Here is a 25,859-nt window from a genome sequence, read left to right as displayed (position 1 = left end):
TGTCCCACCTTCAGGTTGCCTAAAGACTTGCCGCTACACGGCGCGAACCGGCCGGCAGACGGCAATCGCCGCCCACCGGAACACGGCTCGGCAGTGTAACGGATTGTCCCAGGAAAAGTCGCCTTATTGGGCGAAGATCTTCCAGGTCTTCTTTTGGGTAGCGACGTCGGCCACTTCGTACACCGAGCAATCGAGACGCAGATCGGTGTCCGACATCTTCATGTCGAGCAGCGTGCAGTGATGCGGCGTCTTCTTCGGATTCTTGCTCGGCTCGAAATGCGAGCAGCTCAGGCACATGCGGTGCGACGGAATGGTGCCCTGCGCTTCGAGCTGGTGAATGGTCTTCAGCAGCGTGCGATAGAACAGCGTCTGCTCTTCGTCGCGCAGCGTACCAACCGCTTTGGCCAGGAAATCCGGCCATTGCGCGGCGCGCTTTGCAGCGGTGCGGCCACGGGCCGTCAGACGGACCGCGAGGGCGCGGCCGTCGTCGAGGGCGCGGCGCTTTTCGACCAGGCCTTTGGTCTCGAGCGTGCTCACGGCATCACTCGTGGTCGCGGCGGTCAGGGCCGTTTCGCGGGCAATTTCGCCAAGACGCATCGGGCCCTTGCGCTGCATCAGCAAGACCAGGATTTCGCCTTGAGTCGGCGTAAGGCCCGCGCCTTCCGCCCATTCCCAAGCCTGGCTCCGCATAGCCGTGCTCAATCGCAATAGGCTGTGGGTCACTCGCCCGGCTGCCTGTTCTCCGTATACGCCTTCGCTCATAATCTTCGTTTAGTTTATTAAGCTTGCGGGCAATGTCAGCGAACCGCTGCCGAACACGCCCGTAGCCTGTGTGGGGTAGCCTCGCCCAAAAACGGACGAGACGGTTTCTACTATCTCAAAAATTTACCGCCTTGCAAGCCCAAGGCGATGAAAACGACATTCTATGCGAGACCGGCCAATCGTACAGCTAAGTTATCCAACGCAAGCTGTGGATAACCATGGGAAAACACAGGGATAGCGTGTGTGCCGATTCTTGATAAGCAAGGTGCGCCTTCAGTCCTTACAAAAGTTGTCCTCGTTTACCGGCGCCGATGCGCCCCGGATCAGCCCAGTTATGGTTTACGTAGCGCATTGACTTTTCAGGGAATTATTCAGTTGTCCACAGGCAGATGCAATGCTTGTTAACTACTACTACGTTTGTATACGTAAATTTTTTAAAAACCTGAAGCCCCGCGAGCTGGAAATTTATTTACGAAAAAAAACCCGCACGAAGCGGGTCTTCCTTACGGCTTAACGTAAGCAATCCTGTTTCTGGCTAGGCTCGCCACTGCAAACACTGCTGCCTTACCGCTTCGTGCAAGGATTTTTCCCGTTCGAAGACGCCGCGCAGCCATGTCGCGTCATTGACCTGACCGCGCGCAATCGCACCGATTTCGGCGAGTGCGTTGCCTGAACCCAATGCTTCGGCGTGCGGTGCAATCAGATCCAGTGTTTCGAGGATGTCTTCGGAAATCGTCTTGCGTTCGCTTGTTTGCGGATTGATGCAGTTGCCGGCCAGACCGAAACGGCATGCTTCGAACCGGTTGAACGTGTAGACGAGGTAATCGTCTTCCTTCGGCGTGATGGGCTTGTCGAGTAGCAAATGCCGTGCAAGCGTCTGGATGTAGCAGGCAATCGCCGCGGCGCGATCCACTGAAAACGGCGTATCCATCACCCGCACTTCGATCGTGCCAAAACCGGGCTTCGGACGGATGTCCCAGTAAAAATCCTTCATGCTGTTGACCACGCCCGTGTGGACCATCTTGGAGAAATATTCCTCGAAGCTGTCCCACGTCAACACGAACGGCGCACGGCCTGACAGCGGAAACGCGAACACGGAATTCAGTCGTGCCGAATGAAAACCGGTGTCGACACCTTGCACAAACGGCGACGAAGCGGACAACGCGATGAAATGCGGGATGAAGCGTGACATCGAATGCAGCAGATACAGTGCGCTGTTCGGATCCGGACAGCCGATATGCACGTGCTGGCCGAACACCGTGAACTGCTTGGCAAGATAACCGTACAACTCGGAAAGATACTGAAAGCGTGGCGTATCGACGATTTGCCTTTCACTCCATTGCTGGAATGCGTGCGTGCCGCCGCCGCACAAGCCGACGTTCAGGTGATCGGCTGCGGACACCAGCGTGTCGCGAATCTTGCGCAAATCGGTGACGGCCTGTTCATGCGTCGTGCAGATACCGGTCGACAGCTCGATCATGCTTTCGGTGATTTCCGGCGTGATGTTGCCGGGGATTTTTTCGTCCTTGATGAGGCGCATCAGATCCGAGCCGGCTTTGGTCAGATCATAGTCGTGCGTATTGACGATCTGCATCTCGAGTTCGACACCGAAAGTGAACGGTTTCGAATCGATGAAGGGTTCGAGTGACATGGCGTCCCCTGAGTCAGGTCGGCCGGCGTGCGTCACCTATCTGTGTCACACGCCTGGCCGTTTTTGAATCGAATAAGCTGGATAAAATGCGCAAATCAGGCGCATGAAGCATTGGACAGCGCATCGGGCAGCAGCGTGCGCTTACCGTGTGCTTAGTCTTCGCGCCGTTCAGCCACCAGCGCCAGGCTGCGATACACGAGCCACGGCCCGAGAATCTGCAGCACGAAAATCGAACACATCACGATTGCGCGCAGTTGCGGATCGAAATTCGGATAAAGGTTGTACGTATCGTCGACGAGCAGGTACGCGAGCGCCGACATGGGCGATAACGACAATCCCAGGGCCATGCCCTGCTTCCAGTTCAAGCCACTTGGCTTGGCAAAGGCCATCACGCCGACCAGTTTCGCAACCAGACGCGCAACAATCAGGCCCAGTGCCGCGACACCGCCGAGCGCGATGTCTTTCCATTCGAACGAAGTCAGTGTCAGCACGAACAGAATGACGGTCAGCAACCAGCCGGCCGTGCCGAAATGTTCCGGCCACAGCTGCGGACGCGCTTCAAGATTCTTCACGATGATGCCCGCGGCCAGCAACGCGAGAATGGTGGAAAGCTTGAACACATGCGCCACGGCAATGGCCAGCACCACGAGACCGAATAGCGCGACGAATGAATGCTCGTCCTGCATGTTCAAGCGGCGATAAAAAAACGTGCAGGTGCGCGCCAGCAGATAGGCCAGTACAAGCGAGCCGACCAGCAGATACAGCGGCTGCAGAATCGTGGCGTATACGTTGCCGTAAACCTCCTGATGCAACCAGCTCGAGACGAGCTTTTCGATCACCACCGCATACATGCTGTTCAGCGCGGTAAGGGTCAGCAGACGTTGGGTCACCTGGCCTTCCGCGCGCAGCTCGGTTTTGAGCTGGATCACCATTGCCGGCGAAGTCGCCATGGCAATTGCGGCGAGCACGGTTGCCACCATCAGCGGCACGTTCAGGAACAACAAAACCGGCAAAACCAGCGCGAATGTCAGTGTGGCTTCTGCGACGCTCGACAGAATCAGCCAGGGATTGCGGCGAATCCAGCGCAGATCGAGCCGGCTACCCAGTTCGAATAACAACAAACCGAGCGCCACGTCGAGCAGTGGTCGCGCGGCGCTCGCGGAATCGGCGTCGATTACACCGAAACCGGCTGCGCCTGCTACCAGCCCAATGACCGCGTATCCGGAAATGCGCGGCAAACGCCATGCGCGATAGCACAGTTCACCGCACAGACCCGCGGCGAGCAATGCGAGACCAGCCCAAAAAATGGCGTCGGGTGTGAGGGGCCAGGCTGGAAAAAATGAAAACGCCGACTTCATCGTGATGGGTTCTCCTTGGCAGCAACGGCAGACAACACGAACCGGCGCAAACACCGGCGAGCGGATGAACGCATGAGGCGCTCACTGTCGCGATCGCTTCGCGTGACCCGCGTTGCGAGTTTTCAACGATCGGATGATCTGAACGTGCCGCAGCCGCAAGGGGCGCAGCGCATTCTGGGGGCGGCCGTAGCTACCGGCCCGGCACGGTGAAAGAACGCCGTCGACTTTGAATCAGATTCTGATTGAGCGGCACCGTTCCGTTGCAGCGTGTGCCGGCGGCGGCGAGGCACGACGCGGAAAAGAACGGCGATTGTGCCATAGCTTTTTCAGGCTTGACCGAAAAGACAGGAACATGCAGGGAAAACGGTAAAAACGTACGTTATCTTCGTGAGATGAGGAAAAAGCGACCGTTTTAAAAACGGGTCGGGCTCCCATAGCGTACAGATTCAACGTTGCAGATGTGTTTCCTGGGACACGGCCGGAGGCGTTTTCTTTCCAACTTTCGACGTTTTGGGCTCAACGATTGCGCTCGATCCCGGCACGGCCTTTCTGTTTACAGGTTTACTGTATGTATACGTAGTAACAGTTAACAAGGTGCCCCGTTTCCTGTGGATAACCCCGGTTTACCGAATCAATTCATCGGGTTGCCGCTCGCATAACAGGATGCACAGCGTGTGCGGCAACGGCGGGTATACAAGGGTAACTTTTAGCGATTTTCGACCGCGGCAAAGTTACCCCGTTTACGTCCACAACGGTTCCACATGAGTTGCGCCGGTAAACGGCGCAGTTATCCACACGTTTCGGTGAATAACTCTTCTCGCCACCGATGAGTCAGCGCGATGGTTAACTCACCGTGCCCTGGCGCAACGCACGTAAGAGGAAGCGGGCCGGATCGATGTCTTCGGCCAAATCCCGTTCGAGCGGCCATGGTTCGCCTTCGATCTGCGAGGCGATCAGCTCTGCCCCGAGTGCCGCCCATACCAGACCGCGAGAACCGTAAGCGAATGCGCCGTACAAGCCGTCGACGCGTGGTAAATCGAGCGGCCATGCGCCGCGCAGGCGCTGAGCGTCGCGGGCGGAAGCGGCTTCGTCGGCGAAGTTGCCGATCATCGGCATGCGGTCGCTCGTGACGCAGCGAAACGCGACGCGTCCAGTAAGCGTCGCCGCCTGTGCCGGGTCGACGATGCCGTCAAAGGCCGGCAACATCTGCGCGACACGCTCAATGTTTTCCAGATGACCATCCGGCCGCAACGCTGTGCCAGGGTCGTCGAGTTCGTAAGTAGCGCCGGTCAGCGTGACGCCGTCGGGTAGTGGAACTGCGTAGCCTTCGCCGATTACCGGCATTCCGAGTGGAGGCACGCTGCCCGGCTGCAGCAACGTCAGCTGGCCGCGGATGCTGCGGGTCGGCGCGTGCTGCAAGCCGGCGAGGCGCGCGGCATCGTGCGCGCTCGCGACAATAACCACCGGTGCGCGCGCAACGACCTGCCCGGTTACGTCGAAGACGGTCCATTGATTGCCGGAGCGTTCGAGGCGAGCCACGTCCATCCCAAAGCGGCGTTCGAGCAGCCCGCCCGCGGCCGCGCACTGCGCGGCGCAAAGCGACGCGGGGTCGATCCAGCCGCCTTGGGGAAAGAGCCAGCCGCTTTGCGCGAGCGGCATGCCTGCAAGCCTTTGTGCTTCGCTCAGCGACAAGGGCGTCACATAGTCCGCCGGATAACCGAACGTTGCGATCGCGTTGCTCATCGCGCGAGCTTCTTCGTCGTCCGCGGCGATCTGCAAGAGCCCAGGCGCGCCGCGCAATGGACGGTAACCCAGCCGTTCGAGCGCGGCCCAGCGTCTGAGTGCGTAAAGAAAGCCCGCACGTGTGACGCGCGAAGCGACGCTGTCGTCGCGCGAGATCATGGGATGGAACACGCCGGCCGGATTGCCCGAGGCGTCTTGCGCGACCGAAGCGTGTCTTTCCAGCGAGGTGACGCGCCAGCCGCGCGCGGTCAGCCGCTCGATCGCCGCGCAGCCGGCGAGCCCGGCGCCGATCACGATCGCATGCCGTTCAGGGACTTCAAGCGGCGCGGGCGGCTCATAACGGCGTACGCGCCAGCGTGGCGCAAAATGGCCAACCAGCATGGCGCGCTTCCAGCCGAAGCCGTCAACTTTTTGGTACACAAAGCCGTTTTGAGTCAACGCCCGCTTGATGTCGCCAGCGCTGCTGTAGGTTGCGAACGTGGCGCCGTCGCCGGCAAGCCGGGCGAGCGCCTTGAAGATTGCGGGGCTCCAGATTTCCGGGTTCCTGGCGGGTGCGAAACCGTCGAGATAGAACGCGTCGGCGCGCAGCCTCAACGCCGGTAAGCTTTTCGCGGCGTCGGCGAACACGAGCGTCAACGTGATTCGTCCGCCCTCGAATTCGAGCCGGTGCGAGCCGGGGACGAGCATCGGCCATTCAGCGGCCAGCGTTTCCGCCAGCGCGGCGATCTCCGGATCTGAAATTGTCGTCGCGTAGACGCTGCGCAAATCGGCTTGAGTAAACGGATGCTTCTCGGTCGAGACGAAATGCAATCGTTCGCAGCGCGCCGGATCGGCTCGCCAGGCGGCCCAGGTCATCAGGAAGTTGATCCCCATGCCGAAGCCGGTTTCAAGCACGGTGAAGATGCGGTGGTCCCGCCACCGCGCGGGCAGCTCATTGCCGCGAAGAAAAACGAATTCAGCCTGTTCGAGACCGCCGACAGCGCTGTGATAGATGTCGTCGTAGAGCGGCGAAAAAGGTGTGCCGTTGCTGCGAAATGCGAGGACGGCGGGGATCAGCGGATCGGTCATGCGCAGTGGAAATGACGCTCGAAAGAGCGGATCAAATGTTACCGCCAGCGCGCGCAGCTCGCCGGGCGGCGAAAAAGAGGCGCTGCAACGTTGGCAAAAACCAACGCCAAGCCCCGTCCATGCTGGGTTTCAGCCTTCGATTGAGGTCTGGGAAGAGAAAAAAGAAGGGTTTCCCCTTGATATCTGCCCCGGGACCGCTTAATTCTTCGAAACCCTTGTCCTGATTGGGTTTGCGCTGCGCTATCATAGCAAGCGCCGCGAAGGGAGCGGCAGCACGGCCGACGGGCAGTTACTGCCCGGTGCTAACTCCGGAGGGGATCCGGAGCCGCAGCTGCTCGACGGCGCGGCCCGCGCACGTATAATCGGCGCGTTCGCGCTGTTCGTGTCAACCTAAACTCAGAAAGGAACCTTAATGAACAAACAGGAACTGATCGACGCCGTCGCAGGACAGACCGGCGCCAGCAAGGCTCAAACCGGTGAGACGCTGGACACGTTGCTTGAAGTGATCAAGAAGTCTGTGTCGAAGGGTGACGCGGTCCAGTTGATCGGCTTCGGCAGCTTCGGTTCGGGCAAGCGCGCAGCACGTACGGGTCGTAACCCCAAGACCGGCGAAACTATCAAGATCCCGGCCGCCAAGACCGTCAAGTTCACGGCTGGTAAGGCGTTCAAGGACGCAGTCAACAAGCGCTAAGCAGATTACTGCCCGGCAGTTGACACCCGCCAACGGCGGGTTTTTTCGTCTGCGATTTCTGTTTAGCCGCGATGGGCGTCGCGGCTAAACAGTCAGCACCAGGCGTAGAGGCCGCTCAAGCCTAATCGTGGCGATGCACGATTTCGCCGTGGCCATGACCGTCGTGGTCGTGATGATCGTGGTCGTGGTCATCTTCGTCGAAGTCCCATGCCGGGAACGGATCGGTGAATTGTTGCCACGCTTGCGGTCCCGCCGCGTATTCCTCATCGGTCACGAGGCACGCGTCGAACTTTGCTTTCCAGACAGCCGGGTCGATGCCGACGCCGATCATCACCAGTTCCTGGCGGCGATCGCCGATGCTCAGATCGTCCGGATCGCCGTACCAGTCGGCGGCAATTTCCGCGGCCAGCTCGTCATCGCCGTCCGGCCATTCGCTGCGATCCTGAGCGGCCCACCACATTCCCGCCGGGCCATGCCGGCAAGCACCGCCTGCCTGCGACAGCGAACCGGCAATGTCGTTACGCGTGGCGAGCCAGAAGAAGCCCTTGCTGCGCAAGACGCCCTTCCACTCCTGATGCAACAACGCCCACAGGCGCTCCGGGTGAAACGGCCGCCGCGCGCGATAAATGAAATTGCCGATGCCGAATTCGTCCGCTTCACCGTGATGGGCATGGCCATGTTCATGGTCGTGCTCATGTTCGCCGTTAAGCGACGCCAGCCAGCCCGGCGCGCTCGATGCTTCGTCGAAATCGAAGCGCCCGGTGTTCAGCACGTCGGCCAGCGGGACTTCGCCGAAACGGCTCACCACCTGCACGGCACGCGGATTGATGCGGGCCAGGATGCGCTGCAAACGCGTGAGTTCGTCCGCGCTCACCAGATCGGCCTTGTTCACCACCAGCACGTCGCAGAATTCAATCTGCTCGATCAGGAGCTCGACCAGCGTGCGATCGTCCTCTTCGGTCGCGGCGATACCCCGTTCGGAGAGCGCGTCGGCTGAACCATAGTCGCGCAGGAAGTTGAACGCATCGACCACCGTCACCATCGTGTCGAGCTGCGCCACGTCGGACAGCGACACGCCGTCGTCGTCGACGAAGGTGAAGGTTTCGGCAATCGGCATTGGCTCAGCCACGCCGGTCGACTCGATCAGGATCGCATCGAAGCGCTTTTCGCCCGCGAGCCGCTTGATCTCGACCAGCAAGTCGTCACGCAACGTGCAGCAGATGCAGCCGTTCGACAGTTCGACGAGCTGTTCTTCGACATGCGAGAGCGCGGCGGCATCGCGCACGAGTGTTGCATCGATATTGACGGCGGCCAGGTCGTTGACGATCACGGCGACGCGCAAACCGGCGCGATTCGCGAGGATGTGGTTCAGGAGCGTGGTCTTGCCGGCGCCCAGAAAACCGGAGAGCACGGTGACGGGCAATAGCGGCTGGTTCATCGCAGTACGGAAAAACAAGAGGATTGGAAGGCGGGCCGGGTCGGGGTCGCATGACTCCGGGGCCAGACGATGGCCGAACACCGGCGGCAGCACGAAGCCGCATTGTGCATCAAACGGGTGGCGGCCGCGCGGCGGCCCGGATCGGGACGTGCGTGAATCAGCGTGCAGCAGCCGGCATCAGATTCCACTTGCGCAGGATCGCGGCGATCTGCATCGCATACTTATCACGCAACGCCGGCGTCTCGGAGTGATAGGCGCCGACCGCCTGCCAGGTATTGCCGTACTTGTTCATCTGGCGGCGCAGATGCCATGCCGCGATGTAGACGTTCTTGCAAGGCTCCATCAGCGTGCCTTGCGAGATACCGTACTGCGCAAGCACCGGCAGATGAATCGAGTTGATCTGCATCACACCGTAGTCGGTCGAACCGTTGGCGTTCTTATGCTGCGCGTCCGGCCGGTTGTGTGACTCCTGCCATGCAATTGCGCGCAGAATCAAGGGGTTAACCTTCTGATACTTCGCCGCTTCGTCAAAGCAATCGGCGCGTGCCTGCCCTGCTGCGATCAGCACGGCAAGTCCTGCGGCGACGGTGACAAGGGCTCGTTTCATCGGTCAAGACGACTAAACAAATCGTAAAGGTAAGGCGTGGTAAGGCAATGCGTCGGCCATACTTCAGCCGCTAGAAGCCGGAGAGGCGTACTGGCCGGGCTTTCGTGCGGTATCCGGGAAAACCCGCGTCGGCAAGTCGCAACCCGCACCTCGAACGGCTCGTATCATACCGGCAGACTTTCAAGCGTCAAGTTGGCTAACCGACATAATCAAGCGTAAAACGAAGCGCTTCTGCCGTTCGGCACACACCGGCGCACTTGCTTTCAATTGTTTGACAGTCCGCGGCGGTCTTTAGAGTAATCGCACGGGGCCGTTCGTTTTGTGACAAATCCGACATGAAAAACTGTTACTGTTCATTTTTTTCGGGCATTGGATGTCCGGCGTCCGGGGCGCCGATCGTCCGTGAGGCTGGCTGGCAGACCGACAGGGCGGCGGCCTGCTCAAATGTTCGCACTGCATGACCGTCGGCGGCTGAGGCCGTCGGCATCGATCCCACATTCCATGAGAAGAAATCGTATGGCATTGCGTCGCGTCGCAACGGCGCTGCTGGTGGCTGGATTGATCACCGCGCAGACAGCACAGGCACAGGTGACACTCAACTTCGTGAACGCCGATATCGACCAGGTGGCCAAGGCGATCGGCGCCGCGACCGGAAAAACGATCATCGTCGACCCGCGTGTGAAGGGTCAGTTGAACCTCGTGTCGGAAAATGCAGTGCCTGAAGATCAGGCGCTCAAGACCTTGCAGTCCGCCTTGCGGATGCAGGGCTTCGCGCTGGTGCAGGACCACGGCGTGCTGAAGGTCGTGCCCGAAGCCGATGCCAAGCTGCAAGGCGTGCCGACCTACGTCGGCAATAGCCCGGTGGCGCGGGGCGACCAGGTGGTCACACAGGTGTTCGTGCTGAAGAACGAATCAGCCAACAATCTGTTGCCGGTGCTGCGTCCGCTGATCTCGCCGAACAATACCGTGGCGGCCTACCCGGCCAACAATTCGATTGTCGTGACCGATTACGCCGACAACGTGCGGCGTATCGCGCAGATCATCGCGGGTGTCGATACGGCCGCGGGTCAGTCGGTCGCGGTCGTGCAGTTGAAGAACGCTAACGCGATCGACATCGCCACGCAGCTGACCAAGATGCTCGACCCCGGCGCGATCGGCAGCACCGACGCGACGCTGAAGGTGTCGGTCACTGCCGACCCGCGTACCAATTCGCTGCTGATTCGCGCATCGAACGGTGGCCGGCTCGCGGCCGCGAAGCAACTGGCGAAGGAACTCGACGCGCCGACCACCATGCCCGGCAACATTCACGTCGTGGCGCTGCGCAACGCGGACGCAAGCAGGCTCGCGAAGACCTTGCGCGGGATGCTCGGCAAAGGCGGCGATACCGGCTCTTCGGGTGGCTCGAGCGAAGCGAACTCGTTCAATCAGAATGGCGGTGGCGGGCTGGGCAGCAATTCGACGGGCACGTCGGGTACGCCGCCGCTGCCATCGGGCGGACTCAACAGCAGCTCGATGTCGTCACCCATGGGTGGTAGCGGGGGCGGTGGATATGGATCGAGCGGCGGATCCGGTTCCGGCGGCTTGCTCGGCGGAGACAAGGACAAGAGCGACGACAATCAGCCCGGCGGCATGATCCAGGCGGACGCTGCAACCAATTCGCTGATCATTACGGCTGCCGAGCCGGTGTACCGCAACCTGCGGGCGGTGATCGACCAACTCGACTCACGGCGCGCGCAGGTCTATATCGAGGCGCTGATCGTCGAGCTGAACTCGAATACCAACGCCAATCTCGGCATTCAGTGGCAGGTCGCAAACAATTCGATCTTTGCCGGCACCAACCTTTCCGCGCCTGGCGGCTCCGGCAACAGCATCATCAACCTGACGGCCTCGGCCGCGGCGGCCGCTGCAACCGGGGTCCCCGGTCTCGCTGGAGCGCTCGGTGGCGGGACGCTTCAGCAGGGGCTCAATGTCGGCTGGATTCACAATATTTTTGGCGTGCAGGGACTCGGCGCGCTGCTGCAGGCGTTGTCGCAAACCTCAGACGCGAACGTGCTGTCGACGCCTAACCTCATCACGCTCGATAACGAAGAAGCCAAGATCGTCGTCGGCACGAACGTGCCTATCCAGACGGGGTCGTATTCGAACCTCACGAGCGGCACCACGAGCAACGCGTTCAATACTTACGACCGTGTCGATGTCGGCCTGACGCTGCACATCAAACCGCAGATCACCGACGGCGGAATTCTCAAGCTGCAGCTCTACACCGAAGACTCGGCGATCGTGCAGGGTACGACCAACGCGACGACCAACCCGGCCGGCCCACAGTTCACCAAACGGTCGATCCAGTCGACGGTGCTTGCCGATAACGGCGAGATCATCGTACTGGGCGGTTTGATGCAGGACAACTACCAGGTCAGCAACAGCAAGGTGCCGCTGCTGGGCGATATTCCGTGGATCGGGCAGCTGTTCCGCTCGGAACAGAAGACGCGTCAGAAGACAAACCTGATGGTGTTCCTGCGCCCTGTGATCATCACCGATCGCGATACCGCACAGGCCGTGACGTCGAACCGTTACGACTACGTGCAAGGCGTGACGGGCGCGTACAAGTCGGACAACAACCTGATCAAGGATAAGGATGATCCGGTGGTTCCGCCGATGCCGATCGGTCCGAGTCAGGGCGGCTCGCCCGCGATGAATCTGTTCGATCTCGACAAGATGCGTCGTCAGCAGCTCATGCCGCCGCCAGTTTCGGCGCCGGTCACGAATGGCGGTGCTGTGACGACGAATCCGGTCATGAACAATGGTGGAACCGTGCAGCAGACGTACCCCGCCACGAATGGCGCCGCGGTGCAGACGAACCCGGTACCCACGGCGTCGCCCGGAGTGCAGCCGTGAGCACGCCGTCCACGCCGCCGTCAGCTTCGGCATCGTCCGCAGCGGCGCGAGCCGGCGCATCGACGCAGGCAGCCGCACAAGGCTCGGCGATCCCGCCCGCAGTCGTGGCGGAGCATGCCGAACGCGTCGCGCCGTCGGCGGTCGCGGCACGCCTCGTGCCCTACGGCTTTGCCCGCAGCGGCCAGATTCTGGTCGCGCATCAGCACGCTGACAGCCTCGAAGTCTGGATCAGCGAACGCACGAGTGACGCGGCGCTTGCTGAAGTCGCGCGCAATTTCGGCGCGTTGTCCGTGGTGCGTCTTCCGGCCGATGAACTCGCGCTCGCGATCAACCAGGCGTATGCGCGCCAGGACGGCAGCGCGGCGCAGGTGGTCGGCGAAGTGGAAGGCGAAGTCGATCTGTCGCGTTTGATGCAGGACATTCCCGAGATCGAGGATCTGCTGGAGTCGGAAGACGACGCGCCGATCATCCGCATGATCAACGCGCTGCTCACGCAAGCGGCGCGTGAACAGGCCTCGGATATTCACATCGAGCCGTTCGAGACATCTTCTGTGGTGCGCTTCCGTGTCGACGGCACGTTGCGCGATGTCGTGCGACCGAAAAAAGCTCTGCACGGCGCGCTGATCTCGCGGATCAAGATCATGGCGCAGCTCGACATTGCCGAGAAACGTCTGCCGCAGGACGGCCGTATCACGCTGCGTGTCGGCGGACGTCCGGTCGACGTGCGTGTCTCGACGCTGCCTACCGGCCACGGCGAACGCGCGGTGCTGCGTCTGCTGGAAAAGGACGCCTCGCGCCTGAACCTCGAAGCGCTCGGCATGGCGCCCGACACGCTCGGCAAGTTCGACAAGCTGATCGGCAAACCGCACGGCATCGTGCTGGTGACCGGCCCGACTGGTTCGGGCAAGACGACCACGCTGTACGCGTCGATGTCGCGCCTCGAGACCGCGACCACGAACATCATGACGGTCGAAGATCCGATCGAATACGACCTGTCCGGCATCGGCCAGACGCAGGTCAACGAGCGGATCGGCATGACCTTCGCGCGGGCGCTGCGCTCGATTCTGCGGCAGGACCCGGACGTCATCATGATCGGTGAAATCCGTGATCTGGAAACCGCGCAAATCGCGGTGCAGGCATCGCTGACGGGTCACCTGGTTCTGGCAACGCTGCACACGAACGATGCGGCATCCGCAGTGACCCGTTTGACCGACATGGGTGTCGAGCCGTATCTGTTGGCGTCGTCGCTGCTTGGTGTGCTGGCGCAGCGGTTGGTGCGGCGCTTGTGCCCGGTGTGCCGCGAAGAGCGCGTCGAAGAGGATGGCAGCGTGCGCTGGCATCCGGTCGGTTGTGACAAATGCGGGCAGTCCGGCTATGCAGGACGGCGCGGCGTCTACGAACTGCTGTTGATCGACGACGAAATCCGCGCGCTGGTTCACCGCAATGCATCCGATGCGGACATTCTTGCTTCGGGCCGCGCACAAGGCATGCGCACATTGCGCGAAGACGCGGACCGCTGGCTCGCCTCCGGATTGACGTCGCTCGAAGAAGTGATCCGCGTGACGGGCGGAGCATAAGCGCATGCCGGCATTTCGTTTCGAAGCGATCGATGCAGCGGGCAAAGCGCAAAAAGGCGTGCTCGACGCGGACAGCGCGCGCGGCGCGCGGACCAATCTACGTTCGCAAGGGCTGACCCCACTCGTCGTCGAACCGGCGGCGACGCGCACCCGTGGCGAGCGCAATCAACGCTTGTCGCTGGGCCGCCGTCTGTCGCAACGCGAGCAGGCCATTCTCACGCGGCAACTGGCCAGCCTGCTGACCGCCGGTCTGCCGCTCGACGAAGCGCTATCAGTGCTGACCGAGCAATCGGAGCGCGACTACATCCGCGAGCTGATGGCGTCGATTCGCGCCGAAGTGCTCGGTGGTCATTCGCTCGCGAATGCGTTGACGCAGCATCCCAAAGACTTCCCTGAGATCTATCGCGCCCTGGTGGCCGCCGGTGAACATACCGGCAAGCTCGGCCTGGTGCTCTCGCGTCTGGCCGACTACATCGAGCAGCGCAACGCGCTCAAGCAGAAGATCGTGCTCGCGTTCACCTACCCTGCGATCGTCACGCTGATCGCATTCGGCATCGTCACGTTTCTGCTGAGCTACGTGGTGCCGCAAGTGGTGAACGTGTTCGCCAGCACCAAACAGCAACTGCCGATCCTCACCATCATGATGATGGCGCTGTCCGGTTTTGTGCGGCACTGGTGGTGGGCAATGCTGATCGGTGTGGTTGTACTGGTGTATCTGGTGCGTTCGGTCCTGAAACAGCCTGGCCCGCGCCTCGCTTTCGACAGGTGGCTGTTGACCGCCCCGCTGCTCGGCAAACTCGTGCGCGGCTACAACACCGTGCGCTTTGCCAGCACGCTCGGTATTCTGACGGCGGCGGGCGTGCCGATCCTGCGCGCGCTGCAGGCTGCAGCTGAAACGCTCAGCAACGTCGCGATGCGCGAGAACATCGACGATGCCATCGTGCGTGTGCGCGAAGGCACGTCCCTGTCGCGTGCGCTCGGCAATACGAAGACGTTTCCGCCGGTGCTGGTTCACCTGATCCGTTCGGGTGAAGCGACCGGCGACGTGACGACCATGCTCGACCGCGCGGCCGACGGGGAAGCGCGCGAGTTGGAGCGTCGCACGATGTTCCTGACGAGCCTGCTCGAACCGTTGCTGATTCTGGCGATGGGTGGCGTGGTGCTGGTGATCGTGCTGGCGGTGATGCTGCCGATCATCGAGTTGAACAACCTAGTGCAGTAAGGCGGAGAAGTGCTGTGTTGCGCGGTTGCAGCGGCTAATGTGGCAACCGCGGTGGCAACTGCGGTGGCAACCGCTACGGCAAGTGCGATGACGATTGCGGTGATACCTGCGGCGGCAGTCGCTGCGGTAATGACGGTTTCAGCCGCATATGGCAGCCGTGAGGCGGCCACGACGGCAACCGCGCAATCAGCTGAAGCCAGGCAGAACGCCTAGTTCAGCGCACGTAGATCGTAGGACCTGCTGGATTAGCAGGCAGGAATACTTCGGAATGCGCGCCATTGCGGTCGATGATGATCGAGCGGGCGCGGACTTCGGAGAGTTTGGCGCCTTGCATGAGTGCGCTGCCGAGCGATACCGCATGCGGCGGTTCGCCGCCGACGCTGACGATGGCCGCGGCGCCTTCCCGTAAAGCGAGGATGCCGAACAGATGCACGTCCTGGTTGGCGCTGCGGGTGAGCTGGCCACCGAACAGCGTAGCGGCCTGGTCGGTCGAAACCTGCGTATGCGCGGCGGCAGCGGGCAATGGTGCGCCGGATGTCGTGGAGATCGTGATGACCCAGTAGGTCAGCGTCGCGCAGAACACAGCGAAGAGCGCGAGCGACAGAAGGCGGATTTGGATAGCGTTCATGCGCATATTGTACGGACTATTGTGAAAATTGCGTTGGGGGAAAGTGCCCCTAAGTTGGCGCTTGGCGCCTGGTCCGCGAGGGCGGTGATCCCCCAAGTGGACTTCTTGCGGAGCGGGAACCTGGATGGCCCGGTGTTTTCTAACCCTTCAAGAACATGACATTAAAATGACCGGCCGGGCGTGTTTAATAGCACCCAGATTGCCTGACACGCGAATCCTGCCCGATCGAAAATTTCACCTGAAAAGAGGTAGCAAGCTATGCAACTGTCGACCCTTCGCCGTCATGAAATCGCGGGTCCGCGCAGCCGTCGTCAACGCGGATTCACGCTGATCGAAATCATGGTCGTGATCGCGATTCTGGGCATTCTGGCCGCGTTGATCGTGCCGAAAATCATGAGCCGTCCGGATGAAGCGCGGCGTGTCGCCGCCAAGCAGGACATCGGCACCGTGATGCAGGCGCTGAAACTCTACCGTCTCGACAACGGCCGTTATCCGACTCAGGAGCAAGGCCTGCGCGCGCTGATCGAAAAACCGGGCACGGATCCCGTGCCGAACAACTGGAAGGATGGCGGCTACCTCGAACGTCTGCCGAACGATCCGTGGGGCAATAGCTATCAGTATCTGAACCCCGGCGTGCATGGCGAGATTGACGTGTTCAGTTATGGCGCGGACGGTAAAGCGGGTGGCGAAGGCAACGACGCCGACGTAGGGTCGTGGCAGTAGACAGGTAGTTCATCGTTCGTGGCCGGCACTATGCGACTGTCCGCTTGCAAGTCCTGTGTGGACACTCCGTGTACGGCGTCGCTGCCGGGCACGGAGTGCGTTGGCGCGCGCTTGCGCGGCCCGCATGGCGCACGTGGTTTCGGCGCAGGCCGCCCGAAGCGTGCGGCCGGTTTCACGTTGCTGGAAATGATGGTGGTGCTGGTCATCGCCGGCATTCTGGTATCGCTGACCGCGCTGACCATGACCCGCAATCCGCGCACCGATCTGAACGAGGAAGCGCAGCGTCTCGCGCTGCTGTTCGAATCAGCCGGTGACGAAGCCCAGGTACGCGCGCGGCCGATCGCCTGGCAGCCGCTCGATGGCGGCTTCCGTTTCGATCAGCGTACCGAAGACGGCTGGCGTCCGTTGCGTGACGACCTGCTTGGGCCACGCAACTGGGAAGGCGGCGTGACCGGCGTCACGATCGATTACCCCGGCTCGGACTCGCACCCGAGCCGCGTCGTGTTCGGCACCGAAGCCATCGACGTGCCCGTGCAGATCACCCTGTTTTCGGCGGCGGGGCGCGCGACGATCGTCGGCACCGGCAATGGCCGCTATGAGGTGCACTGAGATGCGTCGTTGCAGGGACCGGGGGGCACGCGCACTTGGCCGCGGTGCGCAGCGTGGTTTTACGATGATCGAAGTGCTGGTGGCGCTGGCGATCATCGCGATTGCGTTGGCGGCGTCGTTGCGCGCGGTGGGAAGTTTGGCGAACGGCGAGGCCGATCTGCATCGACGGTTACTGGCGGGATGGAGCGCGGACAATACATTGGCGCAATTGCATCTGACGCATGGCTGGCCGAACATCGGTTCGACGAGCTTTGACTGCTCGCAGGGCAATCTGGAGTTGATCTGTACCGAGCAGGTGAGCGCGACGCCGAATCCGGTGTTTCGTCGGGTGGAAGTGATGGTGACGATGCCTGGGCGTTCCGGCAATCTTGCCCAGATGGTCACGGTGGTTGCGAATGAAAACAACCGTTCGCTCTGAGCGCCGCGGCCGATCGGGCGCGCGTGGTTTCACGCTGATCGAGTTGCTGGTCGCGATTGCGATCATGGCGGTGATTGCCGTGTTGTCGTGGCGCGGGCTCGATCAGATCATCCGTGGGCGGCAGACGATCACGAATGCGATGGAAGACGAGCGCGTCTTTGCGCAGCTATTCGACCAGATGCGGATCGATGCACGGCAGGCCGCATCGGATGATGAATCCGGACAGGCGGCTATGTCGGTCAGCGGCAGCGGATTGCAGATCGTGCGGGAGACGGTATTGCCGGGGACGGCGCCGCGTTTGCAGGTGGTGAGGTATCGCGTGTCCGAGGGGCGCGTGGTGCGGTACGCGTCACCGCCGTTGGGGAATGTGGGCGAGTTGCGGAGTGCGCTGCGCGGTGGTGAGGGAGAAGGCTGGACGGCGATCCCTTTGATGGGAGGCGTCGGTGCTATTTCTGCACGTCTTTATGTGCCAAAGGTTGGTTGGACCACGCAGATGAAGGATGTGCAGAGTGCGATTACGGAGAACGATAATAATTTGAAGGTGCCCCAGCTGGGGAATGCTCCGCTGCCGCGGTCGGTGACTGGGCTGGAAGTGAGTGTTGGGGGGAAGTCGTTGGCGCGGCCTGTTACGCGGGTTTTTCTCGTCGGAGAATGAAATGAGGGTTTGTTTTTTGTCTCCGCGACGCGCTTTGCCTTTGCCTTTGCCTGTGCCCGTCCCCGGGCGGGTGGGGCTTTTGGTTTGTGCTTTGTCTGGTGCCTGGCGATTTGGTTTGTACGCTTGGGGTGTTGGCCTTTCCTTGTTTTCTTATTGGTTTATTAGCGTCGCCCCTGTGCGGGGCAGGCACCTACTTTTCTTTGCAGCCGCAAAGAAAAGTAGGCAAAAGAAAGCGGCTCAAACCGCTAATGCTAAGCGGGAACCGCGGTTCCCACAGGGCAGTGGTGCATCTGGAATCCGTGCTCTCGCACATTCAGCATCAGCGACAAGGCAGTCATACCTCCCGTCTCGCACGGCGTGCTCGCCGGAAGAGCAATTCAACGAACCAGTGGTCCAGTTGGTCCCACGTCACTCGCAATGGCTGCCTTTTACGCCGCGTGCCCGTACAACTCGCCACCCACGAATGAGGCACGTCGCCGAGGCGAAGCCGACGGCTCCCGCTGCAAAAAAATTAGACCCCTGGTTTTCTGAAGTAGGTTTCGGCGCGCGTAGCGCCGCCGGAAGAATGACGCCTTTGTCACTAGCGCAGAATGTGCGAGGGCACGGATTCCACGGAGCCACTGCCGGTTCTGGGCTACGGTTCCCGCTTAGCATTAGCGGTTTGAGCTGCTTTCTTTTGCCTACTTTTCTTTGCAGCAGGCAAAGAAAAGTAGGTGCCCCCCCGCACAGGGGGAACGCAAATAAACCAAAAGCAAAACAAGGAAAGGCCAACACCAGAAGCACCCAGCCAAAAGGGCCGGGCACGAGGCAAACAAGCCAAAAAACCCCCAACGCCGTAGGCAAACACCCAAGCACCGCGCACCCAACCCAACACGGAGCCGCAATCATCAGCGCCCTACTAGTAGTCGCACTATCAGCGATCCTGGTATCGGGCATGCTCTGGCGCCAGCAAGTCCAAATCCGAAGGATAGAAAACCAGCGCCTCCTCTCCCAGGCACAATGGGTCGCCCGTGGCGCGCTGGACTGGACGCGCCTGATCCTCCGCTCAGAGGGCGACACCTCAGCCGGCATCACCTACCTGGGTGGCCTATGGGGCGTCCCCATCGCCAAAACACGCCTGTCGGATTTCCTCGGGCAAATTGGCGAGGTCAGAGCCGAGCAAGGTCAGGCGACCTACCTCTCCGGTTCAATCGAAGACGCCCAGGCGAAATTCAACCTCCGCAATCTGGTCTCGAGCCCCGCGCCGGGCGTCATGCAGATCAACACGGAGCAGATCGGCGCCTACCAGCGCCTGCTGGTATCCCTCGGCGTGAATAGCCAACTGGCAAAGAACACCGCCGTGCAGATGCGCGCGAGCCTCGCTCAATCTGCGACCCGGTTCCAGACCGTCACGTCCGCCGCGGGTTCGACGGCGGCCCCGATCACCGCAGGCGGCGGCGCCACGAGCGGCAGCTTCACCGACAAACCCGGTATCGAAGACGGCGACGACAACGCGGCGGTCGCGCCGCTGCAAATGACCAGCGTCGATTCGCTGCTCGATATCCCCGGCTATACGCCGGAAATGATCGCGCGCTTGCGGCCGTTCGTCACCGTGCTGCCGACGGTGTCGGCCGTCAACATGAATACGGCCTCCGCCGAAGTGATCGCGGCAATCGTGCCGGGAATGAACCTGTCCGCCGCGCAAGCCTTCGTTGCGCGCCGGCAGACCGTGTTTTTCCGTAACGTCGGCGATGTGCAACTCGCCTTGCGTGGCGCCGGCGTCCAGTCGCTCGCGATCGATCCGAATGAAATGGATGTCAACACGAGCTACTTTCTGATTCACGGCCGCGTGCAGCACGAACGCGCGGAAGTGGACCGCACGACGCTCGTCTATCGCGACGCATTGACTCACACTACGCGTATCGTGCGAGTACAAGACCAACTATGAATAACGCCTTTCCCAGAGAGAGTGGCCTTTGAGCACACTGATCGTCCTACTGCCGCCGCGTGATCCGGCGGTGCCATCGCAGGAATGGCAACTGCCGGAGTTGCCGTTCGTGTTGCTCGACAAGTCGGGCCGCGCCCAACGCGCGGGCCGCTCGGCGCTCGCGCTGCTGCCGCGCGCTACGTCGACGGTGCTGATGGTCGCCGCCCGCGACCTGCTGATGATGCCCGCCAAGCTGCCGCCCTTGCGCGGTCCGCGGTTGCGTCAGGCGTTGCCGAATATCGTCGAGGATCAACTGATCCAGGACCCGCAAACCTGTCACATCGCCGTCGATCCGCAACCGGTCGCGGGCGGCCGGCAGTTGCTCGCGATCATCGATCGCGGCTGGTTCCGCTTCATCTGCGAGGCCTTTGCCGCCGCCGGCCATCGCAGCGTGCGTGCGGTGCCGGTCACGCGCTGTCTGCCGCAGGCGGTCGCGCTCGATACACCCGCCGAAGTCGCGGAAATGGTCAACGCAGGCGAGCCGGTTATGGCGGGCTCGGTGGGCGTGGCAACGTCGCTGCCGGGCGTGGCGCCGGTGGTGGCGCCTGGCGTCGCATCGGTCGTGCCGATGGTGGCGGCCGTGCTCGGCGCCGTCGTCCAGACCGCGCCCGCATCGCTGCTTGGGAGTGCGGTCGAAAGCGCGGTGGTCAGCGGTGCGCCGCGCGTCGAACTGGCTATCGCGCGCGGCGTGCAAGGCGAAGGGCTGGCGGTGCCGGCTAGTGCGGTGAACGCGACGCTCAGCGCGCTCGCCGGCGCGGCACCGATTTCGCTGTACATGCTGACCGAGGTGCCCGGCAACGAGCCGAGTCTTGCGGCAACCAGCCCGGCGAAGCTCGCGGCCCATATCCATGGCGCGAGCCCGTTGCCGTTCGAGCAACTCGCGCGCCGCGCACTGGAGTGCCGCTTCGACCTGTGTCAGTTCGAATTTGCCTCGCAGCCGTGGCGACTCGATCGCGCGACGCTGCGGCGTCTGCGCCTGCCGGTCGCGCTGGCGGTCGGCGCGCTGGTGGTCGCGATTATCGGCGCGAACGTGCAGTGGCTGATGCTCGCGCGTCAGCGCGACGCGATCAACACGCAGATGACCGAGCTGCTCCTCAACACCTTCCCCAAGACGACGGTCGTGCTCGATGCGCCCGACCAGATGTCGCGCCAGTTGCAACAGTTGCGGGTGGCGGCGGGCGAGTTGTCACCGGACGATTTTCTGTCGCTCGCCGATGGCCTGGCGCGTTCGTTGGCGCCGGTGCCGGTCAATGGCATTGCCGCGCTCGATTACCACGACCGGCGGCTCGATGTGACCTTCAAACCCGAGGTGAAACTCGATGCCGATTTCGCCAAGCGCCTCGCACGCAATGGTCTGACTGGCGCGATCGACAGCAATACCGGCAAGTGGACCATCAGGAACGGACAATGAAAGCTGAACTTGCCCAAAGCTGGGCTGGATTCTGGGACCAGCGCACCGAACGCGAAAAAACACTGCTGGCATGGGGCGGCGGGGTGCTGGCCGTGGTGATCGCGTGGTCGGTGCTATGGGCGCCGGCGCAGGATGGCCGCGCGCATCTGCGTGAATCGCTGCCCACCTTGCAGCGCCAGCTGGCGCAGATGACCGCTCAGTCGAATGAAGCGCGCCAGCTTTCCGCAGCGGCTCAAGGCGTCGCGCCAACCGGCGCGGCGCTGAAGGACGCGCTCACTGCCTCGCTCGGCGATCACGGCCTGGCCGCGACCCAGGTGCAGGTGATCGGCAACATGGTGCAGATCCAGATGAAGAACGTGGCCTTCCCCGCGTGGACAGCCTGGGTCGACGACGCGCGCAAGCAGTTCAAGGTGCAGGTTGCCGAGGCGCACGTGACCGCGCTCAAGGAGGACGGTCAGGTGGATCTGACGGTGTCGTTGCAGCCGTCCACCGCGAAATGACCGCGCCGTTACAGGATCTCGCATGACTTACTGGATGCGGCGCCTGCGCGCCGCGCTACCCTGGCTGGCGGTCGCGGTGCTGGCGAGCGCGGCCATGATGCTCACATTGCTGCCGGCCGCGTGGATTACGCCGCAGTTCGCCAAACAGACCCGTGGTCACATCAATCTCGTCGATCCGGCCGGCTCGCTGTGGCACGGCTCGGCCACGCTGATGCTCGCCGCCGGTTCCGACATGAGCGCGGCGACGCTGCTGCCGGGGCGGATCGAATGGCGCACGGCGTTCTGGCCGCTTTTCACCGGCCGCGTGCGGATGATCATGCGGCACAGCGAAGCGATGCCCGACCCGGTCACCGTCGATGCGACGCCGCGCAGCGCGACCATTACGCCGGGTGCGATGGCGGTGCCGGCTTCGTTGCTGAGCGGCCTTGGCGCGCCTTTCAATACGCTCGATCTGCAAGGCGACGTGCGTCTCGCATGGTCCGATTGGCGCACCTTCAATCAGGAAGCGTTCGGTCAGCTGACCGTGACGCTGAACGATGTCAGTTCGCGCGTCTCGCTGGTCAAGCCGTTGGGTTCTTACCGGCTGCTGTTCCAGGCGCAAGGTGTGTCGTCCACGCTGGATCTGACGACGCTCAAGGGGCCGCTGATGCTGACCGGCAATGGCACGGTGTCGGCCGGCTCGACCTCGTTTCATGGGACAGCTGGCGCAGCCCCGGAAGCGCGCGACAACCTCGCGGGATTGCTGAATCTGCTAGGCCGGCCGAGCGGACCGGATACGGTCGCGTTGACGTTCGTGCACTGAGGGGTACGCGTTGTGGTTGACGTGGCGGACACGATTCGCGCCGGCGTCCGCCGCGCGAATCAATGCGATTGGATGAGCTGAAAAAAGAGGCATGGCTGCATTTCGCGGCCGTGCCTCTTTTGCATTGCTTTGCTTTGACGAATCGCGCGCCTAGTTGCTCTGCGACGGTTGCGGCGCGGCTCCGCTTTGCGCCACGGGCGCCACCGGCGTCGCCGACGCTGCCGGTTGCGGCGCCGCCATATCGCCGGTTTCGCGGTTCATTTGCGACGCATCCCAGCCGCCGCCGAGCGCCTTCACCAGACCCACCGACGACACCATCCGCTGCCCGGCGATGTTCTCCAGCTTCTGCTCAGCCGTGAAGGCGGTAGTCTGCGCGGTCAGCACGTTGACGTAGCCGACCGTACCCGCCTTGTATTCATTCGTAACGATGGCCAGCGCCTGACGCGCTGAATCCACCGCCTGCCGTTGCACGACGATTTCCTGTTCAAGGATGCGCTGCGAGGCGAGATTGTCCTCGACGTCCTGGAACGCTGCCAGAATCGTTTGACGATACGTTGCGACGTTCTGGTCGTAGGCAGCGCGAGCGGCTTCGGTCTTTGCCTCGCGTAAACCGGCGTCGAAAATCGTGCCGGCCAGTTGCGGGCCGAGCGTCCAGAACCGCGACGGCGCGGTCAGCAATTGCGAGAACACCGAATTTTCGAAACCGCCCGTGGCCGATAGTGTCAGCGACGGGAAGAACGCGGCGATTGCGACGCCGATCTGTTCGTTCGCCGCTGCCGCCTTGCGCTCAGCCGATGCGATATCCGGGCGCCGCTCGAGCAGCGCCGACGGCATTTGCGCGGGCACGGCGGGCGGCGTGGCGGTGAGCGGCATCGGCGGAACCGAGAAGGTCGAGGCCGGTTCGCCGACGAGTACGGCAATCGCGTGCTCGTCCTGCGCGCGCTGCACGCCGTTGTCGATCGCGGCCGCCTGGGCCGATTGCAACTGCGTTTGCGCCTGAATCACATCCGAGCGCGCGGCGACGCCGGCTGCGTACTGGTTCTGCGTGAGTTGCAGCGAGCGCTGATAGGCCGCGACGGTGTCGTCGAGCAGTTTCTGGGTGGAGTCGAGCGCGCGCAACGAGAAATAGGTTTGCGCGAGCGTGGCCTGGGCTGACAGGCGCGCATTCGCCAGATCGGCGGCGGCCCCCTGCTGGCCGGCTTTCTGCGAATTGACTGAACGTGTGACCGAGCCCCACAGATCCGGCTCCCAGCTTGCGTCGAGCTGTACATTGAAGCTGTTATTGACGCCGGAGCGGCTCGACGCGATGGTCGAGTTGCCACTGGACGCCGAACCGTTGCCGGAGCGTGTGGCGCCCGCCGACGCACCGACGGTCGGGAAATACGCCGCGCGTGCTTCGCCAACCAGGGCGCGTGCCTGGCGATAGGCAGCGGCAAATTGGGCGATCGTCTGGTTCGACGCGTTCAACTTGTCTTCGAGCGCGTTGAGTTGCGGGTCTTCGTAAATGGTCCACCAGTCGCCGCGGTCGTGCTGATCGGCCGGCTGGGCGACTTTCCAGCCGGGCGCGGCTTCCTTGTAGGAAGCGGGGATCTCGGCCGCGGGCCGCTTGTAGTCGGGACCGACCACGCAACCGGCCAGCAAGGTGGCGAGGGCCGCGGTTACCGCGATAGTCAGGGCGCGCGGCGCAAGCGTCCGCGCGCGCGAGATTCGTTCAAACTGCATGCAATGGATTCCTTCTGGACGCCTCAGTGCGGTCAAGGGCGGCACTTCCGGCCGGGCGAGATCATGGCTCTGCCGGAATGTTAGCGTATGGGGCCGCTTGGGCGCGGGAAACCGAAAGGGTAATGCGGGGGAAGGCGGAGGTGTGTTACTTAGCGTGTCGGGATGGTTACGTGCTGTTACCGCTCTGGTTGCGTTAGGTGACAGAAGAGCACCGCACAGCAACCAGGACGGTTTGACGAGAAGCGAATTAAACCCGCGAATCCGATGACGCAGGCTGCCGGGCCAACTTGCCAGCCGCAGCCCGGCACGGCGCGCCTGAGCGTGCCGGGCAAGCACCCGCCGGGCTTGTTGCAGGGGCCGTAGCGACGACGCCCCCTGCCGCAATGGCCGATCCCACCGATTCCGCTGGCGCGGCCTGCGTCCCCTTCTGCCCTCGCCGATGTTCCACCCATGCCAGCACCGCGACGCCTACCGATCCACCGGGCAGCACGAACAGCGCGGCGAACAACGCCAGTTTCCACCAGCGATGCGGCCCTTGAAAGCTGTTCAGCGCGGAATCGGTCAGGGAGCGGCTCAAGCCGCCAAGGGTGTTTTTGAGGTACAGCATCGGGGAATCCTTTTCGCACGGCGCCATTGCGACGTGCAGGCAATCGGTCAGAACATGGTCTCGGGTGGCGCGGGTCGCGCGTAACTCGTTGCCTACAATAATATTGACTATGCAATTAAATTTCAAGATACTTTGCTCCACGCGCAGTTGCGGTGTTGTTTTTTGCGCTGTTCGCACGACGCCAAATGAAATTTGACTTGTCTGCTTAGGCAGCTAGAATCCGTTCTGCTTGACGATGTTCCCGGATACACGATGACCGACGGCCCCTACAACGCGGACGAGATTCACCTCGAATCGAGTCTTGGCTATTACCTGACGAAAGCGCGAAACGTGCTGGTCGAGCGGATGGATCGTGCGGTCAAACCGTTGGGACTGACCGCCCAGCAGATTGGCGTGATTCTGGTGCTATCCGCGCAACGCGCGAGCACGCCGTTCGAGTTGTCGCGCGTCATGTCATATGACAGTGGATCGATGACGCGTCTGCTCGATCGCCTTGAAAAGAAAGGCTTTATCTTGCGCACTCGTAGCGACGCCGACCGCCGGATGGTCAAGCTGGAGTTGACGCCGCAGGGTCACGAAGCGGCGCGGCAATTGCCCAGTCTGGGCGCGGCCGTATTGAACGAGCAGTTGCGCGGATTTTCCGCAGCGGACCACGCTGCCCTGCTCGACCTGCTCGGTCGTTTCATTGCGAACGGTATTGGCGAGGGAGCAAGCGCATGTTGCGGTGTCGGACCGCCGCCGGACTCCCCGGACGACTCACCGGAAGAACCACCGCCAGGTCACGGCGGGCAGTAACCAAGAGGCGC

General features: G+C 62.2%; 22 protein-coding genes. 13 read left to right on the top strand and 9 right to left on the bottom strand.

The window, feature by feature from the left end; genetic code table 11:
• Positions 1-123: 123 nt before the first annotated feature.
• The 4 genes from PQQ95_RS01030 to mnmC all read right to left on the bottom strand — a co-directional run bounded on the left by PQQ95_RS01030 (position 124) and on the right by mnmC (position 6,582).
• Positions 124-762: a MarR family winged helix-turn-helix transcriptional regulator gene (locus tag PQQ95_RS01030; protein WP_408433843.1), complete on the bottom strand. Its 639-nt coding sequence runs from the start codon at positions 760-762 to the stop codon at positions 124-126.
• 535 nt (positions 763-1,297) lie between these two features.
• Complete coding sequence (locus tag PQQ95_RS01025; RefSeq protein WP_211616132.1) at positions 1,298-2,413, bottom strand: YbdK family carboxylate-amine ligase; 1,116 nt, start codon at positions 2,411-2,413, stop codon at positions 1,298-1,300.
• Positions 2,414-2,565: 152 nt separating this feature from the next.
• Positions 2,566-3,771 (bottom strand): cation:proton antiporter, encoded by a 1,206-nt coding sequence (locus tag PQQ95_RS01020; protein WP_408433840.1) that lies wholly within the window; start codon positions 3,769-3,771, stop codon positions 2,566-2,568.
• An 843-nt stretch (positions 3,772-4,614) separates the two neighbouring features.
• Positions 4,615-6,582 (bottom strand): bifunctional tRNA (5-methylaminomethyl-2-thiouridine)(34)-methyltransferase MnmC2/FAD-dependent 5-carboxymethylaminomethyl-2-thiouridine(34) oxidoreductase MnmC1, encoded by a 1,968-nt coding sequence (mnmC, locus tag PQQ95_RS01015; protein ID WP_408433837.1) that lies wholly within the window; start codon positions 6,580-6,582, stop codon positions 4,615-4,617.
• A 412-nt stretch (positions 6,583-6,994) separates the two neighbouring features.
• Here mnmC and PQQ95_RS01010 point away from each other — a divergent pair, with 412 nt between their 5' ends.
• Complete coding sequence (locus tag PQQ95_RS01010) at positions 6,995-7,273, top strand: HU family DNA-binding protein (RefSeq protein ID WP_006050811.1); 279 nt, start codon at positions 6,995-6,997, stop codon at positions 7,271-7,273.
• A gap of 121 nt (positions 7,274-7,394) precedes the next feature.
• Here PQQ95_RS01010 and PQQ95_RS01005 read toward each other — a convergent pair whose 3' ends face one another.
• Positions 7,395-8,711: a GTP-binding protein gene (locus tag PQQ95_RS01005; RefSeq protein ID WP_408433834.1), complete on the bottom strand. Its 1,317-nt coding sequence runs from the start codon at positions 8,709-8,711 to the stop codon at positions 7,395-7,397.
• Between the two features lie 157 nt (positions 8,712-8,868).
• Positions 8,869-9,318 (bottom strand): lytic transglycosylase domain-containing protein, encoded by a 450-nt coding sequence (locus PQQ95_RS01000; RefSeq protein ID WP_408433831.1) that lies wholly within the window; start codon positions 9,316-9,318, stop codon positions 8,869-8,871.
• Between the two features lie 516 nt (positions 9,319-9,834).
• Between PQQ95_RS01000 and gspD the strand changes: the two genes are divergently transcribed.
• The 3 genes from gspD to gspF are packed head-to-tail and all read left to right on the top strand — an operon-like array spanning position 9,835 to position 15,012.
• Complete coding sequence (gene gspD / locus PQQ95_RS00995) at positions 9,835-12,213, top strand: type II secretion system secretin GspD (protein ID WP_408433828.1); 2,379 nt, start codon at positions 9,835-9,837, stop codon at positions 12,211-12,213.
• Positions 12,210-13,790: a type II secretion system ATPase GspE gene (gspE, locus tag PQQ95_RS00990; protein ID WP_408433825.1), complete on the top strand. Its 1,581-nt coding sequence runs from the start codon at positions 12,210-12,212 to the stop codon at positions 13,788-13,790. Before gspD ends, gspE begins: the two co-directional genes overlap by 4 nt.
• A 4-nt stretch (positions 13,791-13,794) precedes the next feature.
• On the top strand, positions 13,795-15,012 hold the full coding sequence (gene gspF, locus PQQ95_RS00985; RefSeq protein WP_408433822.1) for a type II secretion system inner membrane protein GspF: 1,218 nt from the start codon (positions 13,795-13,797) through the stop codon (positions 15,010-15,012).
• A gap of 214 nt (positions 15,013-15,226) precedes the next feature.
• Here gspF and PQQ95_RS00980 read toward each other — a convergent pair whose 3' ends face one another.
• Positions 15,227-15,640, bottom strand: coding sequence for a type II secretion system protein N (locus tag PQQ95_RS00980; protein ID WP_200565611.1), 414 nt, complete (start codon positions 15,638-15,640; stop codon positions 15,227-15,229).
• Between the two features lie 258 nt (positions 15,641-15,898).
• Between PQQ95_RS00980 and gspG the strand changes: the two genes are divergently transcribed.
• The 8 genes from gspG (at position 15,899) to PQQ95_RS00940 (ending at position 22,724) form a co-directional block, all read left to right on the top strand.
• On the top strand, positions 15,899-16,363 hold the full coding sequence (gspG, locus tag PQQ95_RS00975; protein WP_408433818.1) for a type II secretion system major pseudopilin GspG: 465 nt from the start codon (positions 15,899-15,901) through the stop codon (positions 16,361-16,363).
• Positions 16,364-16,393: 30 nt separating this feature from the next.
• Complete coding sequence (locus PQQ95_RS00970; RefSeq protein WP_408433816.1) at positions 16,394-16,972, top strand: GspH/FimT family pseudopilin; 579 nt, start codon at positions 16,394-16,396, stop codon at positions 16,970-16,972.
• A 1-nt stretch (position 16,973) separates the two neighbouring features.
• Positions 16,974-17,390, top strand: a complete 417-nt coding sequence (gene gspI, locus PQQ95_RS00965) for a type II secretion system minor pseudopilin GspI (RefSeq protein WP_408433813.1) — start codon at positions 16,974-16,976, stop codon at positions 17,388-17,390.
• Positions 17,368-18,045, top strand: a complete 678-nt coding sequence (locus tag PQQ95_RS00960; RefSeq protein WP_408433811.1) for a PulJ/GspJ family protein — start codon at positions 17,368-17,370, stop codon at positions 18,043-18,045. The genes gspI and PQQ95_RS00960 overlap by 23 nt, the downstream gene beginning before the upstream one ends.
• Positions 18,046-18,610: 565 nt before the next feature.
• A complete protein-coding gene (gene gspK / locus PQQ95_RS00955) occupies positions 18,611-19,972 on the top strand; it encodes a type II secretion system minor pseudopilin GspK (RefSeq protein ID WP_408434533.1) in 1,362 nt (453 codons plus the stop codon).
• A 28-nt stretch (positions 19,973-20,000) separates the two neighbouring features.
• Positions 20,001-21,422: a type II secretion system protein GspL gene (gene gspL, locus PQQ95_RS00950; RefSeq protein ID WP_408433809.1), complete on the top strand. Its 1,422-nt coding sequence runs from the start codon at positions 20,001-20,003 to the stop codon at positions 21,420-21,422.
• A complete protein-coding gene (locus PQQ95_RS00945; RefSeq protein ID WP_408433806.1) occupies positions 21,419-21,922 on the top strand; it encodes a type II secretion system protein M in 504 nt (167 codons plus the stop codon). Before gspL ends, PQQ95_RS00945 begins: the two co-directional genes overlap by 4 nt.
• Before the next feature lie 22 nt (positions 21,923-21,944).
• Positions 21,945-22,724, top strand: a complete 780-nt coding sequence (locus PQQ95_RS00940; RefSeq protein ID WP_408433804.1) for a type II secretion system protein N — start codon at positions 21,945-21,947, stop codon at positions 22,722-22,724.
• A 150-nt stretch (positions 22,725-22,874) separates the two neighbouring features.
• On the opposite strand, the gene PQQ95_RS00935 is transcribed toward PQQ95_RS00940, so the two are convergent.
• Both PQQ95_RS00935 and PQQ95_RS00930 read right to left on the bottom strand, forming a co-directional pair.
• Positions 22,875-24,446 carry an efflux transporter outer membrane subunit gene (locus tag PQQ95_RS00935; protein ID WP_408433801.1) on the bottom strand — a complete coding sequence of 524 codons (1,572 nt, stop codon included), beginning with the start codon at positions 24,444-24,446 and terminating at the stop codon, positions 22,875-22,877.
• A gap of 247 nt (positions 24,447-24,693) precedes the next feature.
• Entirely contained in the window at positions 24,694-25,053 is a 360-nt protein-coding gene (locus tag PQQ95_RS00930) for a hypothetical protein (protein ID WP_408433798.1), read from the bottom strand.
• Positions 25,054-25,305: 252 nt separating this feature from the next.
• Between PQQ95_RS00930 and PQQ95_RS00925 the strand changes: the two genes are divergently transcribed.
• On the top strand, positions 25,306-25,848 hold the full coding sequence (locus PQQ95_RS00925) for a MarR family winged helix-turn-helix transcriptional regulator (protein WP_408433795.1): 543 nt from the start codon (positions 25,306-25,308) through the stop codon (positions 25,846-25,848).
• Positions 25,849-25,859: the final 11 nt, after the last annotated feature.

Source organism: Paraburkholderia caffeinilytica (assembly GCF_046030355.1).
Taxonomy (GTDB): Bacteria; Pseudomonadota; Gammaproteobacteria; order Burkholderiales; family Burkholderiaceae; genus Paraburkholderia; species Paraburkholderia caffeinilytica_B.
Note: the sequence above shows the minus strand (reverse complement) of the source record. Positions and strands in the feature narration are given on the sequence as shown.

What these genes read in the sequence shown, in the direction of transcription:
- PQQ95_RS00980 (WP_200565611.1), bottom strand. Translation starts at nt 15,640, where the DNA reads ATGAACGCTATCCAAATCCGCCTTCTGTCGCTCGCGCTCTTCGCTGTG.
- mnmC (WP_408433837.1), bottom strand. Translation starts at nt 6,582, where the DNA reads ATGACCGATCCGCTGATCCCCGCCGTCCTCGCATTTCGCAGCAACGGC.
- gspG (WP_408433818.1), top strand. Translation starts at nt 15,899, where the DNA reads ATGCAACTGTCGACCCTTCGCCGTCATGAAATCGCGGGTCCGCGCAGC.
- PQQ95_RS01005 (WP_408433834.1), bottom strand. Translation starts at nt 8,711, where the DNA reads ATGAACCAGCCGCTATTGCCCGTCACCGTGCTCTCCGGTTTTCTGGGC.
- gspI (WP_408433813.1), top strand. Translation starts at nt 16,974, where the DNA reads ATGCGTCGTTGCAGGGACCGGGGGGCACGCGCACTTGGCCGCGGTGCG.
- PQQ95_RS00960 (WP_408433811.1), top strand. Translation starts at nt 17,368, where the DNA reads ATGAAAACAACCGTTCGCTCTGAGCGCCGCGGCCGATCGGGCGCGCGT.
- gspD (WP_408433828.1), top strand. Translation starts at nt 9,835, where the DNA reads ATGGCATTGCGTCGCGTCGCAACGGCGCTGCTGGTGGCTGGATTGATC.
- PQQ95_RS00935 (WP_408433801.1), bottom strand. Translation starts at nt 24,446, where the DNA reads ATGCAGTTTGAACGAATCTCGCGCGCGCGGACGCTTGCGCCGCGCGCC.
- PQQ95_RS01020 (WP_408433840.1), bottom strand. Translation starts at nt 3,771, where the DNA reads ATGAAGTCGGCGTTTTCATTTTTTCCAGCCTGGCCCCTCACACCCGAC.
- PQQ95_RS01010 (WP_006050811.1), top strand. Translation starts at nt 6,995, where the DNA reads ATGAACAAACAGGAACTGATCGACGCCGTCGCAGGACAGACCGGCGCC.
- gspK (WP_408434533.1), top strand. Translation starts at nt 18,611, where the DNA reads ATGACGCCTTTGTCACTAGCGCAGAATGTGCGAGGGCACGGATTCCAC.
- PQQ95_RS01030 (WP_408433843.1), bottom strand. Translation starts at nt 762, where the DNA reads ATGAGCGAAGGCGTATACGGAGAACAGGCAGCCGGGCGAGTGACCCAC.
- PQQ95_RS00945 (WP_408433806.1), top strand. Translation starts at nt 21,419, where the DNA reads ATGAAAGCTGAACTTGCCCAAAGCTGGGCTGGATTCTGGGACCAGCGC.
- PQQ95_RS01025 (WP_211616132.1), bottom strand. Translation starts at nt 2,413, where the DNA reads ATGTCACTCGAACCCTTCATCGATTCGAAACCGTTCACTTTCGGTGTC.
- PQQ95_RS00970 (WP_408433816.1), top strand. Translation starts at nt 16,394, where the DNA reads ATGCGACTGTCCGCTTGCAAGTCCTGTGTGGACACTCCGTGTACGGCG.
- PQQ95_RS00925 (WP_408433795.1), top strand. Translation starts at nt 25,306, where the DNA reads ATGACCGACGGCCCCTACAACGCGGACGAGATTCACCTCGAATCGAGT.
- gspF (WP_408433822.1), top strand. Translation starts at nt 13,795, where the DNA reads ATGCCGGCATTTCGTTTCGAAGCGATCGATGCAGCGGGCAAAGCGCAA.
- PQQ95_RS00930 (WP_408433798.1), bottom strand. Translation starts at nt 25,053, where the DNA reads ATGCTGTACCTCAAAAACACCCTTGGCGGCTTGAGCCGCTCCCTGACC.
- PQQ95_RS01000 (WP_408433831.1), bottom strand. Translation starts at nt 9,318, where the DNA reads ATGAAACGAGCCCTTGTCACCGTCGCCGCAGGACTTGCCGTGCTGATC.
- PQQ95_RS00940 (WP_408433804.1), top strand. Translation starts at nt 21,945, where the DNA reads ATGACTTACTGGATGCGGCGCCTGCGCGCCGCGCTACCCTGGCTGGCG.